The sequence below is a fragment of the Pedobacter sp. PF22-3 genome (assembly GCF_026239555.1).
In the GTDB taxonomy this organism is placed as follows: Bacteria; Bacteroidota; Bacteroidia; order Sphingobacteriales; family Sphingobacteriaceae; genus Pedobacter.
This window is the reverse complement of the sequence record NZ_JAPIVP010000005.1, coordinates 1-14,079: the sequence shown is the minus strand read 5'-3', so window position 1 is coordinate 14,079 and position 14,079 is coordinate 1. Positions and strand designations below refer to the sequence as shown.

General features: G+C 39.7%; 10 protein-coding genes. 5 read left to right on the top strand and 5 right to left on the bottom strand.

From position 1 onward, the window contains the following. From OQX63_RS08330 to OQX63_RS08310, 5 genes are read left to right on the top strand one after another with little or no spacing between them, the layout of a single operon-like run. Positions 1-3,909: a hypothetical protein gene (locus tag OQX63_RS08330; RefSeq protein ID WP_265850424.1), complete on the top strand. Its 3,909-nt coding sequence runs from the start codon at positions 1-3 to the stop codon at positions 3,907-3,909. A 5-nt stretch (positions 3,910-3,914) separates the two neighbouring features. Next, the gene (locus tag OQX63_RS08325; RefSeq protein ID WP_265850423.1) at positions 3,915-5,195 is read left to right on the top strand and encodes a hypothetical protein; all 1,281 of its coding nucleotides are present in this window, start codon (positions 3,915-3,917) and stop codon (positions 5,193-5,195) included. A gap of 27 nt (positions 5,196-5,222) precedes the next feature. Continuing rightward, on the top strand, positions 5,223-5,792 hold the full coding sequence (locus OQX63_RS08320) for a TerD family protein (protein ID WP_265850422.1): 570 nt from the start codon (positions 5,223-5,225) through the stop codon (positions 5,790-5,792). Then, positions 5,789-6,442, top strand: coding sequence for a TerD family protein (locus tag OQX63_RS08315; protein WP_265850421.1), 654 nt, complete (start codon positions 5,789-5,791; stop codon positions 6,440-6,442). The genes OQX63_RS08320 and OQX63_RS08315 overlap by 4 nt, the downstream gene beginning before the upstream one ends. Before the next feature lie 11 nt (positions 6,443-6,453). Further along, positions 6,454-7,164 (top strand): OmpA family protein, encoded by a 711-nt coding sequence (locus OQX63_RS08310; RefSeq protein WP_265850420.1) that lies wholly within the window; start codon positions 6,454-6,456, stop codon positions 7,162-7,164. Positions 7,165-8,567: 1,403 nt separating this feature from the next. Here the strand turns inward: OQX63_RS08310 and OQX63_RS08305 are convergent. The 5 genes from OQX63_RS08305 to OQX63_RS08285 all read right to left on the bottom strand — a co-directional run bounded on the left by OQX63_RS08305 (position 8,568) and on the right by OQX63_RS08285 (position 13,754). After that, positions 8,568-9,092, bottom strand: coding sequence for a thermonuclease family protein (locus OQX63_RS08305; protein ID WP_265850419.1), 525 nt, complete (start codon positions 9,090-9,092; stop codon positions 8,568-8,570). Then, entirely contained in the window at positions 9,074-9,286 is a 213-nt protein-coding gene (locus OQX63_RS08300) for a hypothetical protein (protein ID WP_265850418.1), read from the bottom strand. Before OQX63_RS08300 ends, OQX63_RS08305 begins: the two co-directional genes overlap by 19 nt. Before the next feature lie 13 nt (positions 9,287-9,299). Further along, positions 9,300-10,238, bottom strand: coding sequence for a hypothetical protein (locus tag OQX63_RS08295; RefSeq protein WP_265850417.1), 939 nt, complete (start codon positions 10,236-10,238; stop codon positions 9,300-9,302). Continuing rightward, complete coding sequence (locus OQX63_RS08290) at positions 10,238-12,232, bottom strand: phospholipase D-like domain-containing protein (protein WP_265850416.1); 1,995 nt, start codon at positions 12,230-12,232, stop codon at positions 10,238-10,240. The genes OQX63_RS08295 and OQX63_RS08290 overlap by 1 nt, the downstream gene beginning before the upstream one ends. A 457-nt stretch (positions 12,233-12,689) precedes the next feature. After that, complete coding sequence (locus OQX63_RS08285; protein ID WP_265850415.1) at positions 12,690-13,754, bottom strand: type I restriction endonuclease; 1,065 nt, start codon at positions 13,752-13,754, stop codon at positions 12,690-12,692. Positions 13,755-14,079 lie beyond the last annotated feature (325 nt).

Sequence of the window (14,079 nt, the reverse complement as noted above, 5' to 3'; positions counted from 1 at the left end):
ATGTCTGATAAAAGAATCAAAGCACTGGCGATAAAAGTTCATCCCAAAACAGAGCCGAACGGCGTCGAATTTGCCTGGGATAAAATCCCCCAGCTTGAAGTATTTACCAAAAACATCCTGATCCCCGAGATCGCTGTAGATCAGGATGGTAATTCTGCTGTTAATATCGGAACTATTGTTTCTGGCATACCCTCTGTATTTGCCCGGGCCAATTTATTCAAGAATGCCATAGATAATATCCGCGATAAAGATGCTGAAGCATCAGGTTTAATGTTGTTCTACAAGTCGCTGATCAGTGAATGGAAAGGATTGATCAGCTGTATAGCCTTAAACTATAAAGATATAGAAGCCAATAGAATTCATCTATCTTATTCAGACGGCGGGCATTTAAGTACAACAGCAAACCTATACGAACCTACCGGTGCATTTGGCAATATGCTGTTTGAACGTAAACCCTTGTGGTGCGATCAATCATTGGCGAATAATGCCGATAGGATACCCTTTATTGATGTCATTTCCTTTAAAGGTAACGTTATCGGTGGAACTTCTCCTGACTGTTTTGTTTTTACCTCGGTATCCTACCAGATCAGGGAGAGATTTCCCTTCATTAACGTACAGAACGGAAAATTCATCGATCCTTTACAATCGGAGATTAATCCGCAGGAACTTTTTACCCTATATAGTTACGCTAAACACATTCTGGATAATATTGAAAGTTTCAGGTTAAATTATGCCGGTTTAGAAGAACTGATTAGGCCCGAGTATGGCAATATCTCTACCTGTATCCAGGCCTGGATGAATGATATGGTCATTTATCAGCAGGCTAAGGGCTATCCTAAACTAGATAAATCTACCCCACCAGAAGTGGGCTCGTTATTCAATTATCCTTTTAGCCTGCTTTTTAACTATTCCACTGCATTATATGGTTCCGAAGGAATTATCTATAATGAATCGAAAGAAGGAAGTATCCTGTTTGATCCGAAAGATTTACTGCTTCCGGACACGACCGAAATTGCCCAGATCGATTTTGGCAGGGAAGGTATGGAGACCCGGAATTTCCTGAAAACGAAACCCATATTGCTACTGGCGGCCGAAACCAAAGGACAGTTGAACAGTTACGCCTATTTTACCCTCCCATTAACACCGCTGGCCTTAAATGTTTTTGGTGCCACACTTGATGCATTCGTGGGCATTTCAGAATCATCAAATGTAAAATCGCGGATTACCGCCATTTACGACCCAACAGATAAAGACGGTGAACGGTTGATTGTTCAGTTAAAACTATATACCGAAACCGGAAATGAGATTGTTAAAGAGGTCATTTACAGGATAACCTCCGAATCGATCAGCGGTAAGGACATTTTAATGTGGCCTAATTTTATTTCCAAACAATGGAACCGCTATTTTCTGTATTCGGAAATACCGCATAACGATGCCAAGTTTCAGGCTACCCCATTTATAGGAAATGTGGATGACGATTTTTTCAGGATTGTACTGGATGAAAAGGGTATTCCTTTATACCTGGCTACTAATGGAAAAGCAGCGGTAATTTCCGAAAAATACGGCAATATTAAAGCACAGTTGCATATCGCATCCAATAATGCGGTGGCCGACAATAAATACAAATACGAGATATACGAAAGCAATAAACCTTTTAAAGGCGTAAAATTTGCACATGCAGGGGTTGATTGTGGTTTTGGGATTATCCGTTACGATGGATCGGGCAATACGCAGGCTTTACCGGTGAACATGCTAAACGCGCCAAGGACATTGTCGCCAGCCTTTTTAGGGGTCGATTTTGGCAGTACCAATTCTTCTATTGCTTACTTTTCCGATCAGCGGAACGAGGTTTGCGAAAACCTGAAACTCACCAATAAAAGGGTATCATTACTGGCCAGCGACAGCAAAAACAACGATGAGCGGCCTGCTGTGGAAGATGAAATTTTCTTTTTTCAGAACGACGAAATCCTCACCAATTCCATCAAATCTGTATTAACCATCCACGATTCGAGAAGAGTGGTAAACGATGGCAACATCCAGGTTAACTCCTTAATGGCCCATGCGGTAAAAGGTGGTTTCCCCTGTTTTGAAAAAAATCTTCCTATCGAAAATGCAGAGAACAACCGCTACATTTTAGGTTATAACCGCATTGGCAGGGCAGAGCTGGTATACAATATGAAATGGTCTACCCAGCAGATTGACAAGAGTTACAAAACCGCCTATTTAAGTACCTTACTGCTTCATGTATATGCACAGTTATTTATCGAAGGGCATGAGCCGCATACCTTAAAATGGTCTTACCCCTCCTCAATGGGTAAAGAATTATTAAGCGAATACAGGGGTATTTGGGATTCGCTTAAAGAAATATCACCGATTGAAAGCCATATTAAATTAAAAACCTTCCCTCCTTCCGATCTTTCTGATATCGGCGATACATCGGGCAGCAGCAGTTGGGGGTCTCCGGCAGCTCAATCGGATGGTTGGGGCAGTCAGGCTTCAGCACCTGTTGCCACAACACCCGAATGGGGTTCAACTGGCACTGGCAATAGCGCCTGGGGCGAACAACCCCAGGAAGCTGTTGCCACAGGATGGGGAAATGAGGCTAAAAAAATACTTACAGCGGTAGATATCAAAACGGAAACCGGTCCGGTAAGGTTCGATTTTAAGAAGTTGAGCAACGAAGAATCTTTATCTGAAGCCTGCGCCGTAGCCAACTACCTGGTGCGCCCAAATGGGGGTTACTCCATTAATCCCGGAGAACTGGTGCTTTGTTTCGACATTGGTGGCAGTACAACGGATATTACAGCATTATGCCAGATGGAAGGTGGAAAGGCAATGATCAAACAGAACTCCATTCGTTTCGCCGCCGAACGTGTGGCACAGGCAACTAAATTTTCGCCCAACTTTAAAAATGTGCTACTCAGGATCTGCGAAAAGAAAAAAATATCAATCCAGGGTTTAAATTCCGGCACACCTAAATTTAACGAAAATACGGCCCCCTATTATTTCGAACAGGTTGTTGACCGTTTAGAAGCTTCGGATTTTGAAACTTTTTACCTCTTAATCGCTGCCGAATGTAAAGAAATGATGAGCATTAACCTTTACGTTACCGGTTTGATCATGTTTTATGCGGGTCAGTTGGCTTATAAGTTAAGGAATGAGATTTTAAAATCGGAAGATGCACCACCCCAGGTTAAAGCCATTCCGCCTAAAATAAAAATTGCATTTGCAGGTAAAGGAGCCAGGATATTCGACTGGTTTACGGCAGTAAATCCGGCTGCAGCCGATGATTATTATACACAGATGTTTATCAGGGGAATGGGCGGGGAAACAGTGGCCAAACAAACCATTAGCCCGATCACCACAAGCCCTTTAAAAATAATCGATATCAATTCGCAACGCGGAACGGATAATGCCGATGTTAAATACGAAGTATCGAAAGGTTTGGCCATCCCAACCAATATCACGAGCATTTTGGTACCGACCAATAAACAGGCCATTGAGATATTGGGCGAAGATAATTTCTGTGTGGTTACGCCAAATGGCGAATTTAAATACCTGGAATCAACCAATTCCATTACGCCGGAAATGCTGGAACACATTGGCAATCATTTTATCTGTTTGCCACAGGAAGGCAAACCGCACTGCCCTAGGTTTATGGATTTTGCAGATCTGTTTTATAAGGTATCATCCGGAATGTTCGGTTTAAAAATGAACGCGACCGATTTTATGGCGGGTTTTCAGGATATGAACATCGAAAACTACATCAAAGGCGAGCCAGATTTTATCAAAGCACAAAAGCGGAAACACGATGATCAGAAAGATTTCGATTATGTAGCGCCGATCATCATTCTTGAGGGGATGAAATTCTTCGAAAAACACCTGCTTAAAGGCATTCAAAAACAATAGTAACGATGGGATTCTGTGTATTGGCAAAAATATCGAAGCGGACGGTTGCTTTCTGGTATCAATCAGACAGTAACCCTTATGCCCCATTAAAAATGAGGGAATCGAACGAGGTTCCCTTATACTTTTATGTAAATGGCAACGATTTTATTTTTGGTGCCGCCGCCAGGGAACGCTTTTACAAAAACGATCCTTATGCTTATGGTAATTATTTCGAAATTGTAAAAGATCCGGCTAAACATTTCAGTATATATGGTAACAAAAAACCTGTTAAACAGCTATTTTATTATGGTGTTGAACAATACTTATCGCACTTTTTAAACACGGTATTATACAAATCCGATTCTATAGAATCGTACAGGCAGCAGTTTCCTTTGCGCTTTTTATTTGATGATGATATTGAAGACAATGAGAAATCGCTGATCGAAAACCTATTTCAGGAGGCGGGCTATTTTAATTTAGACCGCATTCGATATCATCATACCCTTTTTAATATACTTACCCAAAAGCAGATTTTATCAAGCAACAAGGCTATTTTATTCATGAATGGCATTGATGATGTACTTTATTTAAACCTATACAAAAATAGTACGGCTGAAGCGCTTGGATCGGCCAAACTGGTAGGTCAGGGTGCCGACCCGAGGGTAAAAATTCTGGCCGATATGATTGTAGAATATATCCTCATGCAACATTCTTACCTGTCGGTTAATAAAGATACTGAAATTGCATTCCTTCTTCCATTCTGTGCAGCTTTACTTCAAAACATCAGTCCGATTATTAAAGGTGAAGCGGAACTATCTGATGGAAACCGGTATTGGTTTAACGTAAGGGAAAGAAATCTGAACGACAGGCTGCAATATTATGCCAATGACGGGATGATTTTTGCCGCGATAGACGATCTGCTGAGGGCAAATAATTTGCAGGCAGATCATGTGATGATCCTGCTTGGATCAGAAGAAATTAGCACTACGTATTTTTCCGATAAACTGCTTAAAAAGTATCATCATGTGGTGGCGTTGCAGCCTGTTGACGTTAGAGATACCATGCTGGCTATTTTTCAGGCCATTGGCCGTGCCGGTTACAGTGTAAAGGTAAAAGCACCAATCGCACCGCTGGTATCGGCGCGCCCCCCACTCCCAACGCCAAAATTGCCGCCACCATTACCACCAAAAAAACAAAGCGATGTTCCAAAATCCATAAACATCCCCAGGTTGCCCGAAATAAAAGCAACACCTAACACGAAAAACAATCCGGTAAAACCACCGCCTTTACCTCCGAAAAAAAATTAAGGTGCATAAAATCTAAAACTTAACAAAATGGCTATACAAATAGAAAAAAGAAAGCCCGTTTCCCTGATCGGAGAAGAACCAGGCTTAAATCACATTATTGCAGGCCTGGGATGGGATACCGCTCTTATAAACGGGCAAACGGTAGATCTTGACCTCTCCGTATTTATGCTGGGCGCAAACGGCAAACTCCTTGCCGATGAATACTTTGTTTTTTATAATAACAGTACCAGTCCCGATGGTTCCACCCATTATCCTGGCGATAGCAGGGGCGGCGAAGGCGATGGAGACGATGAAGTAATCCATATCGATTTATCCAAAATAGACCCGAAAGTAGAGTTCCTTTATTTTGCCGTAACCATTGATCAAAGTGAAGAAAGAGGACACCATTTTGGCCATGTTCAAAACTCCTATATCAATATCAGGAACCGTGCTAATCAATCGGTTTTGTGCGAATACCAGCTTAGAGAGGAATTTACAAATGAGGATTCCATTATGATTGCTTCCATTTCCAGAAACGGGGGAACATGGAATATAGAGGCCCTTGGCCAGGCTTTTTCAGGCGGTTTAAATACACTAATAGAATTATATCAATCATGAGCAGTTTTAATTTAAATAAGGGAGACAGGTTCTCTCTTTCCAAGGCAGCACCCGGACTCACCATTGTAAAAATAGGAATGGGCTGGAATCCTAACGAAGAACCTGGCGGTCCGGAGTTTGATCTCGATGTTTCTGCTTTTTCGATTGGCGGAGATTTCAAGATCCCTTCCGATTCATATTTTACCTTTTACGGGCAAATCCGTATGGGTAATAAAATTGAGGATAAAGTAGAAAAAGGCCTCTTTAGACCGTTTACAGAAGACGGTGCAATTACCGGGGCCATTGATGATCCGGATGGGAGCAGAAGTGATGGCGACGACGATGAAGATATGTTTATCGATTTATCCAAAGTTAGCGATAAAATCGAACAGATTATTATATGCTGTACGATCTGTAAATATCCTCACGACAATAAAAAAGACAGGAGAACATTAGACCTGAACTTTGGAAAAGTGAATGACTGCTACATCAGGATTGTGGATGAAAGCAGTGGTTCGGAAATACTGCGTTACGACCTGAAAGACCAATATACCAATGAAGATGCGGTAGAATTTGGGCGTTTGTTCCGTGTTGGCGAAAGCTGGGAGTTTGAAGCGATGGGCAGGGCACATACGGGCAGTTTGCAAACTTTCGTTGATATGTACACTTAGAAAATAAAATTATGGCATTCGATTTAAATAAAAACGATGGTGCTAAAACAGCACCATCTAAATTTGATCTTTCAAAAGGAGAGATCGAAAAACCCGCAGGCCGATCGCGGGCCTGGTTGATCGGTTTATTCGGGATACTGGTTGTGGGTGGCGGCATCTGGTATTATACATCAGGCAAAACAGATCCCGCAGCAAAAACATCCGTACCAAACATTTCTTCCGATCCGGCTTCAGTTGTTGTACCTGCTGCACCAGCAAAAGAAAAAGATAGCGGTATGGATACCATTGCTGTATCAGAGGTAAAATCACCCGCGATAAAAGAAGATTCGATCAGAAAAACCCGTCAGAATACAGCCGATGCCAAATTACCAACACAAGCGGTCAAAGCTTTAAACCATGCTGTGCCGGTAACCTTTGTTCAGGGTTCATCATCTTTTGCAAGTACCAACAATATTTTAATCAAACACATTGTTGCTTATTTGATCAAAAACCCTGCAGCATCCATCCATATTGATGGTTATGCCAGCAGCGATGGTCCGATAGCCTTAAATCAGCAGATATCGCAGGCAAGAGCCGATGCCTTTAAAAAGTATTTAAGTGCATTAAATATCGAAACAAGCCGCATAAGCGCCACAGGCAAAGGCATTGAAAATCCGGTTGCCTCGAATAAAACCGCCAGCGGAAGAAGAAAGAACAGGCGTGTTGAAATTACGTTTCTATAAGTTATCGTATCGCTGTCGGATGTGAGCCTGAATATGTGCGAACCAAAGCAATCTATCATGTATTTATTTTCAAAAAAGATTGCTTCACTCCAACGCAAAGCCCTTTCTTCAGTTCGCAATGACGAAATTAAGATCCAAACTCACGTTTAGTTAACCATTTAAAAAAATCTTGTGGCAAAAAGAAGAACCAGAAAAACAAAACAAAGAGGTTTTAAAGAAATCTTAGTCCTATTGGGGGTGCTTTTTAGCGGCATCCTCTTTATCATCAAAATAATTTTCGGGCGGATTGGCTGGTTAGAAGTTTTTGCGCCTTTGATTATCGTATTTCTAATTCTATTTCTCCTCTCGGTATTAAAAACGGCAGTGAGGAAAGTGTAGCTCAAAAAACGAAAATTTAAAAAACCTGCACTAACGGCTATAATTGGCCAGTTAGACAGGGTTTAATTACTAAGCCTGTGGAATGGTAAAGTTTCTGCGAAAAACCGATCATAAAATCAGGGTAATTACCAACAACTGCCTGGTTTAAAAAGATCTTATTGCAGCATTGTAGGCTGTAATTTTGCTTAGCTGTTTATTTTTAAAGCCAGTATAAAACATCCTTAACCAGCTTAGGTACTGGCGCAAGGGCAAACTTGTTCCGCTGTGCCAATTAAGGTCAGTACCGGGCTTACTGCTTTTTTAGGTAGTTACCTTGGGTAATCTACGCTGCGCCAGTTGCTGCCAATAACACTACCCACCTTGCCAGAGAATGTGCCATTTGCGCCTTTTGAATACTTTGCCATATTTTGGCTTTTTAAGTGAAAAATGTTTAGCCAATCGGATTTCTGTTATACCGGTATGTTCAAATCCATGATCAAACCTAGTCGCGTTAAAGCAATGGAACTCATTTTGGACTCAATCGGGCCAAAATGAGCCAATTACATATTATAATGGCTAAAATGAGCTATCCAACAATCCAGTTTCGCGGGCAAATCAGCAGGCATGAGCGGGCAGCATGCCTTAGGGCAACATCACCAAAAGCACAGTAAATTTTTACCATAAAAAAACCTATTCTTTACCTTTTAGGTAACGAATAGGTAACCAGGGGGTAACGAAAAGGTAACCATGGGGTAACCCAGGGGTAAGCTTGGTACCAAGAAAAGGTAAACAACAGGTAAAGAAGGGGTAATTAAATACGGCCTTTTCGCTGGCTTTCCAGGCAGGTGAACAGGCATATCGCGCACTCAAAAAGAAATACAGACTGACTGATAATATGCTCACAGAGATTCTTGTGTTTGCCATGTCATACTGCAAGTGATAAATACCATTGACAGCTATTGTTAACGTAAGCTTATTGTGAAAATAAACTATCCTGCGCAGCGCTACCACCTAATACAGAAGGAACATTTGTAGTGCAGTTGAATTTATTTCCCAGAAAGATGCTTCGTTCCCCGCCACTCCCATGGCGCTACCGCGTCTGCTTCCTGCCATAAACCTACCTTGTTTTTCCTCGCGGTGATTTCCAACTGCGCATATAGCGGGTCATGCGAGTATTTTTTAAAATGCCAGGCCATACCCAGTTTAAGCATTTCCTGATTAAGCACCTGTTTTTTATCGTTAACAACCACGGCGATCAATCTTTTATAACGGTCGTATTTTTGGCCCTGAACGGTTACCATTTGCCCGAAACATAAATCGGACAAGGCTTGTTTGGCTTTAGTCCCAAAAGGCTGGTGGCCACGTTTCTCGGGACAATCGATATACGCCAAACGGATTTTAACCGGATGATCCTGATACAATACCTCCAAAGTATCGCCATCTAAAATCCGGATAACCCTGGCGGTAAAAACCAGATGACTATAGTTGATGCCTTTATTTCCTGCCGGCTGGATGAAGCAGGACTGAAGTGTGAGCAATAACAGCAGCAGGCTTACTTTTCCCAACCGCATAATATTTTGCCGTCTTTTTTGGCTTTTTCTATATCCACTTTTACAATATTGTAAGAACAATTACTTAAACCACGACAATTAGAGGTGTTGTGGTATTTTTTAGCACCTGGACTGTTGCATACATATACGGTTGTAGTTTCTTTGCAGGTAATCATGTTAGCAAAAAAGAAGATGAGTAGTGAGAGTGTTTTCATGATGGTGGGACATTTATTTTTTAATAAAATCTAGAATATATTTCACAGCTTCAGCTTGATTGCTTGCTGCAGGCTTAAGTTCAACTCTTTTTACACCAGAGCTTTTCATCCAATCCGTCCAGATTAACCGCATGATTTCCATATCTGTTGGATGTTTTGTGGCTGCACCTGTTTTAGAAAGTGATCGGTCATACATTTCGATCACGATTACCTCAAGGGACTTTAAATATGGATTTTTTGCAGGTTTAATTTTATACTTACTGTTTTTAGATAGGAATGACGCCATATCTCCATCTTTCGATTTCAAAAAAGCATTTCGAAAATCTTCAATCTTTTTAGCACTTAAATCGTAGCCCTTATTATAAATGCCAGCCTCAATATATCCATCAGTCATTAATACCATGATATTGCGAAATTTGTGCGTTATTTTACCGACAGCGAGATCTGGCAAAATAATTCGATCATCAATACCTGATTGAAAGTAGGTCCAAATATCTGCTCCATTATTAGAGATTGCGGCTTTATCATTAAACTTCTTATATTCAGTAGTAAAGTTATAGATGTCCTTAGGTAATGAAGAGATAACTTTATTTCTCTCTAATATATAATTAATTCTATCAACTTGTTTATCAAATTGCTGGAGGTCGATAGCTAATAAATTCGTATTGATTTTATATAATCCTATTAGTCCTTTATTGATAAAATCGACGCTATAATGGTCTAATTGGCCATCTGTTCGTTTGAACTTCAATATGTCTGGCCAGACTTTCTTCAGTACCCCCTGTACAATATCTACATCATTTACCGCTTTCGGATAAAATTTAGGGTTCAGCCGATTTGATAGATCGGGTGCGAAGACGATGTTATAGTCAGTAGCCTCTTTTCTTTTTTGAGCCGTCACATAGGTACAGGCCGAGCATATCAAAACGCTTATTAAAAAATACTTTTTCATCAGATTACCACCCGTTTGTCTATTTGTGAACTTTTTACCTTTTCATTTTGCCAGTTTACAGCAGTATCAAATGCCTCGCGCGATTTTTCTGTAGCTTTTATGATTGCGTATTCTTCGTGAAGGTAATCGTTCCAGCCTTCTAAAAAGATATTGATCCTATCATTTAACGAATCAATTGAAATTGGAAGATTGTCATTTTCAACATGGCTTTTGTATATCGTAGCAATATCTACAATATGTTGTTTTCCTGTAATTAAGTCTGTTTTTTTAATTTCCCGCAATAGGTTTAGTTTACTTGGAATAGATGAGAGCTTAGATTCGGTGATTTTATATTGTGCTTCTAAACCGATGTTCTTTCCTTCTATCAGGTAGATTTCACCTTTAACCAATAGACTTTTTTCTTCTTCTAACTTTAAATCCTCGTCCATTTGTTTGATGAGCAGGTTGTTTTTTAATGTGGCAACGTCAGGGTTTCTTTCATCAAAAATTGACATGAGTTTTTCGAAAGCGAACTTTAGCATAAGCAAACCGAAGGCACCTAATAAAAACACCAAATAGAAATTAGGATCTTTAAAGGCCATTGATATTAGCCAGGCTTCAGTAACATCACCTATTTCATATTTCATTTGATAAATAGCTGCCGAAACTTTGTAGGCGATTGCTGTATCAACCAATACAATTCCAACGAGGAACATGGATACGATAATCCATGTTCTCTTTGTGAAAAGTTTGATGAGTGCACAGAAAAGTGGGATGCTTACGAAGAGCAAAATAAAAATGATACCTGCGCCGCCTTTTGATAAGGTTAAGGACAATGCTTTTGGATTAAATATTTCCATTGGAATAGCATCAAGCCCTGCGGCTTTGGCAGCCTTTGCATCTTCAACAGCAAACAATAAAATATAACATGCTGAAGAGTAGAAGATAAAAAGATAAGTGATTAGGCAGATATTTGCGAACAATACTGGAATAAACTCATACCATTTAAATTTTGGACTAACAAAATCTGTTTGTGCAATACGTATCTTATTCTTTATCTCGGTAATAATCTTTTCATGAAAGCCAATTTTATTTTCTTTAAGGCTTTGGATTTCCTGTTTATTTTTTTCAGTCTCTGCTTTGAGATTAATGAGCTGGTTCCTGGCATTTAACGTTTCGTTTTCCGCTTCTGCCTCAGCGGTTTGCAATTGCAAATTAAGATTTTCTTCAAATGCGTTAAGGCTCTTTACTTCCTGCTCATCAATCTTTGTTTTCAGACGTTTCTTTTTGTCTTCAACTACATCTATGTCATTTATAAAAACAGAATAAACTGTATCTAATGATTTAGTAAGTACCTGATGATCGCCGTTATTAAATTTGGAACGCTCATAGCCTTGCCCCCTTAATATGGATCGATCAAAATTTCCAATCTCAGCAGCAATCATTGAATCGAGCACTTTGGTAAACTCGGAAATAGCATGTTCTTTGGCTGTGTGGGTTTCGATTTTTGCCTCAACTTTTAAAGGTACTATGGGAACATCAACCGTCTCGCCGCGTTGCAGGGCTGCCTTATGATTAATATCGTTAAAATTGGCGATTAAATGCGCTACAGTCGCTTCATGATTGGTTGCGATAATGCTTTCATGATTATTTTTTCTGGCATTTACCGACCAATTATAAGAGCCATGCAGTGCAATCCGTTTATCAATTACACAGAACTTTTGGTTCATGATGCCATAACCCACATTTTTTATTTTAGTTACTGAAGCACCCAATGAAATGAGTTCATCAAAATCCAACTTTAGATTCTCTTGATTATCAGCGATAATCAACTCAACCTTTACATTTTGGGCGGCCTTACTTTTAACAATATCAAATAATTCCTCGTCAGTAAACCATGCACTGGCAATCAGAATTTCGAAATCGGCTCCCTCCAGCTCTTTAACTATCCGGGCAAAAATCTCTTTGTTGTCTTGCAACACTTGCTGATCAAGTTGGGTATTTTCTGTGAGCATGGGATTTTATTTAGAAATGAACAGATTTTTTAATTTTATACCCCCAAAACTATGTAGCTTAAAGAGGCTTTCCTTACGGGAACCCGTAACGCAAAAAACTATTTTCATGATGCCTGCAATCTAGACAGATATTAAAAAATGCTAAATATCAAATAGTTAAACAAAGCTTAAGTCATAGTGAACAGTAAAAGAAGTACAACTATATTTTCTCAGCAAATTTTTCCACTGCGTTCGAAATGACGAAAAACCATGAGGTCCGCAGGCTTAAATGATCTTATATTTCTGATCTGGTTGAAAATAATAATATACTGATTGGTAATCGTTATAAAAGATCCTACGACTCCGCTCAATGACAAATAGAGCAGGATTTTATGCGTTTAAAAATGAGAGATTGCCCTGTCTCCTCCCAAGATAAGCCATGAAGCAACCCCAACATTTTTGTGAGAGATGTAGCTAATTAATAATTTTCTAAAGTTTGATGTAATTGAGAACGGTAATCATAAAGCTCATCAAGATTAAACAATTGTTTTTTCTCTCCGGCATCTTTCCCTTTCTCAAAAGTTTCGATGTACTTGTTAACCGTATTAAAATGAAACCTGCAGATGGGTTTTCGGTTATTGTCATCTAACAATACGCCAAAGTAAGATTGTGTATCACGAGCAGCAATGCGCGCTGAAGGAATTTTTTCGCGTAAAATAGCCTTTACGATCTGAAAAGCTTCCAACTCTTCTTCCGTGGTTATAATTTTTGAAGTATCAGCATCTTCAATAGCGGGAATTAATTTATCTTCTTCCTTTTTTTCTATTTTTTCATTAATGTTCAAGGCCGATTTTAAGCGGTCGCTGATGGATTCATTAATGGAAATGGCGAGGGCTTTTTTAGTATATTCCTTAAAGGCAATCATCCGGTTTGCGGTTAAGGGTTTGTTGAAAAACCGGTTCACTAATAGTTTTACCATTTCATCAGATGGACCGTCTATTTCTTTTTCGAATTCCTTTCTAATGGCTTTGATGTATTTTAAGCCTTCGGCCGAATCGAGGATCGTTTCTAGATTATATTCGTTTTTGGTAAAACTTTCCAGGATTTTAATGGCGTTATCTTTCAGGTCTTCGATATCAATCGTCAGGAAAGGCTTCTCATCCATAATATTCGGTTTTTCCAAATCAGCGTAAAAGTTGTAAATCGTACCGTTGGTTAATACCCCAAAACGGGCTTTAGAAACATGGTAGTATCGGTGCAGCTGAGAATTGTGTGCATCAGCATTTTCTTTCCAGTGTTTACATTCGAAAATGAGGATAGGTTCGTTATTTTTTCGGATGACGTAATCTACTTTTTCGCCTTTTTTAGTGCCGATATCACAAATATGCTCCGGAATAACTTCGGTAGGATTAAAAATATCGTAACCCAGGATTTGAATAAATGGCATTACAAATGCATTTTTCGTAGCTTCTTCTGTATTGATCTGATCTTTTAATCCGACCACCCGTTGGTGGAGTTGTTCTAATTTAAGTTTAAGGTCCATTTAGGCTTGCTTTGGTTTGTTGATCAAAAGTAAAGCAGCTGAAGATGTTATTCTTACGGGAAACCGTAGCGCCGAGGGGGGTAACTGGTTAATTGTTGAAATTGGTTAACTAACCCAAACACAAACCCTATTTATCACAGATCTTTCAACTCTCGAATATTCGGGAAGGGTTACGCTTAGGATGGCAAGCGTTTTTTAACCACAGAGAATCAGGGAGAAAGCGTAAGGAGAACACAGAGCTTGTTAAACTGCTTAGATTCATTTCCATCTTAAAAGATCCTTTAACTGCGCTTCCATTGACACATTTCAATCGTGCGGTCGTCAT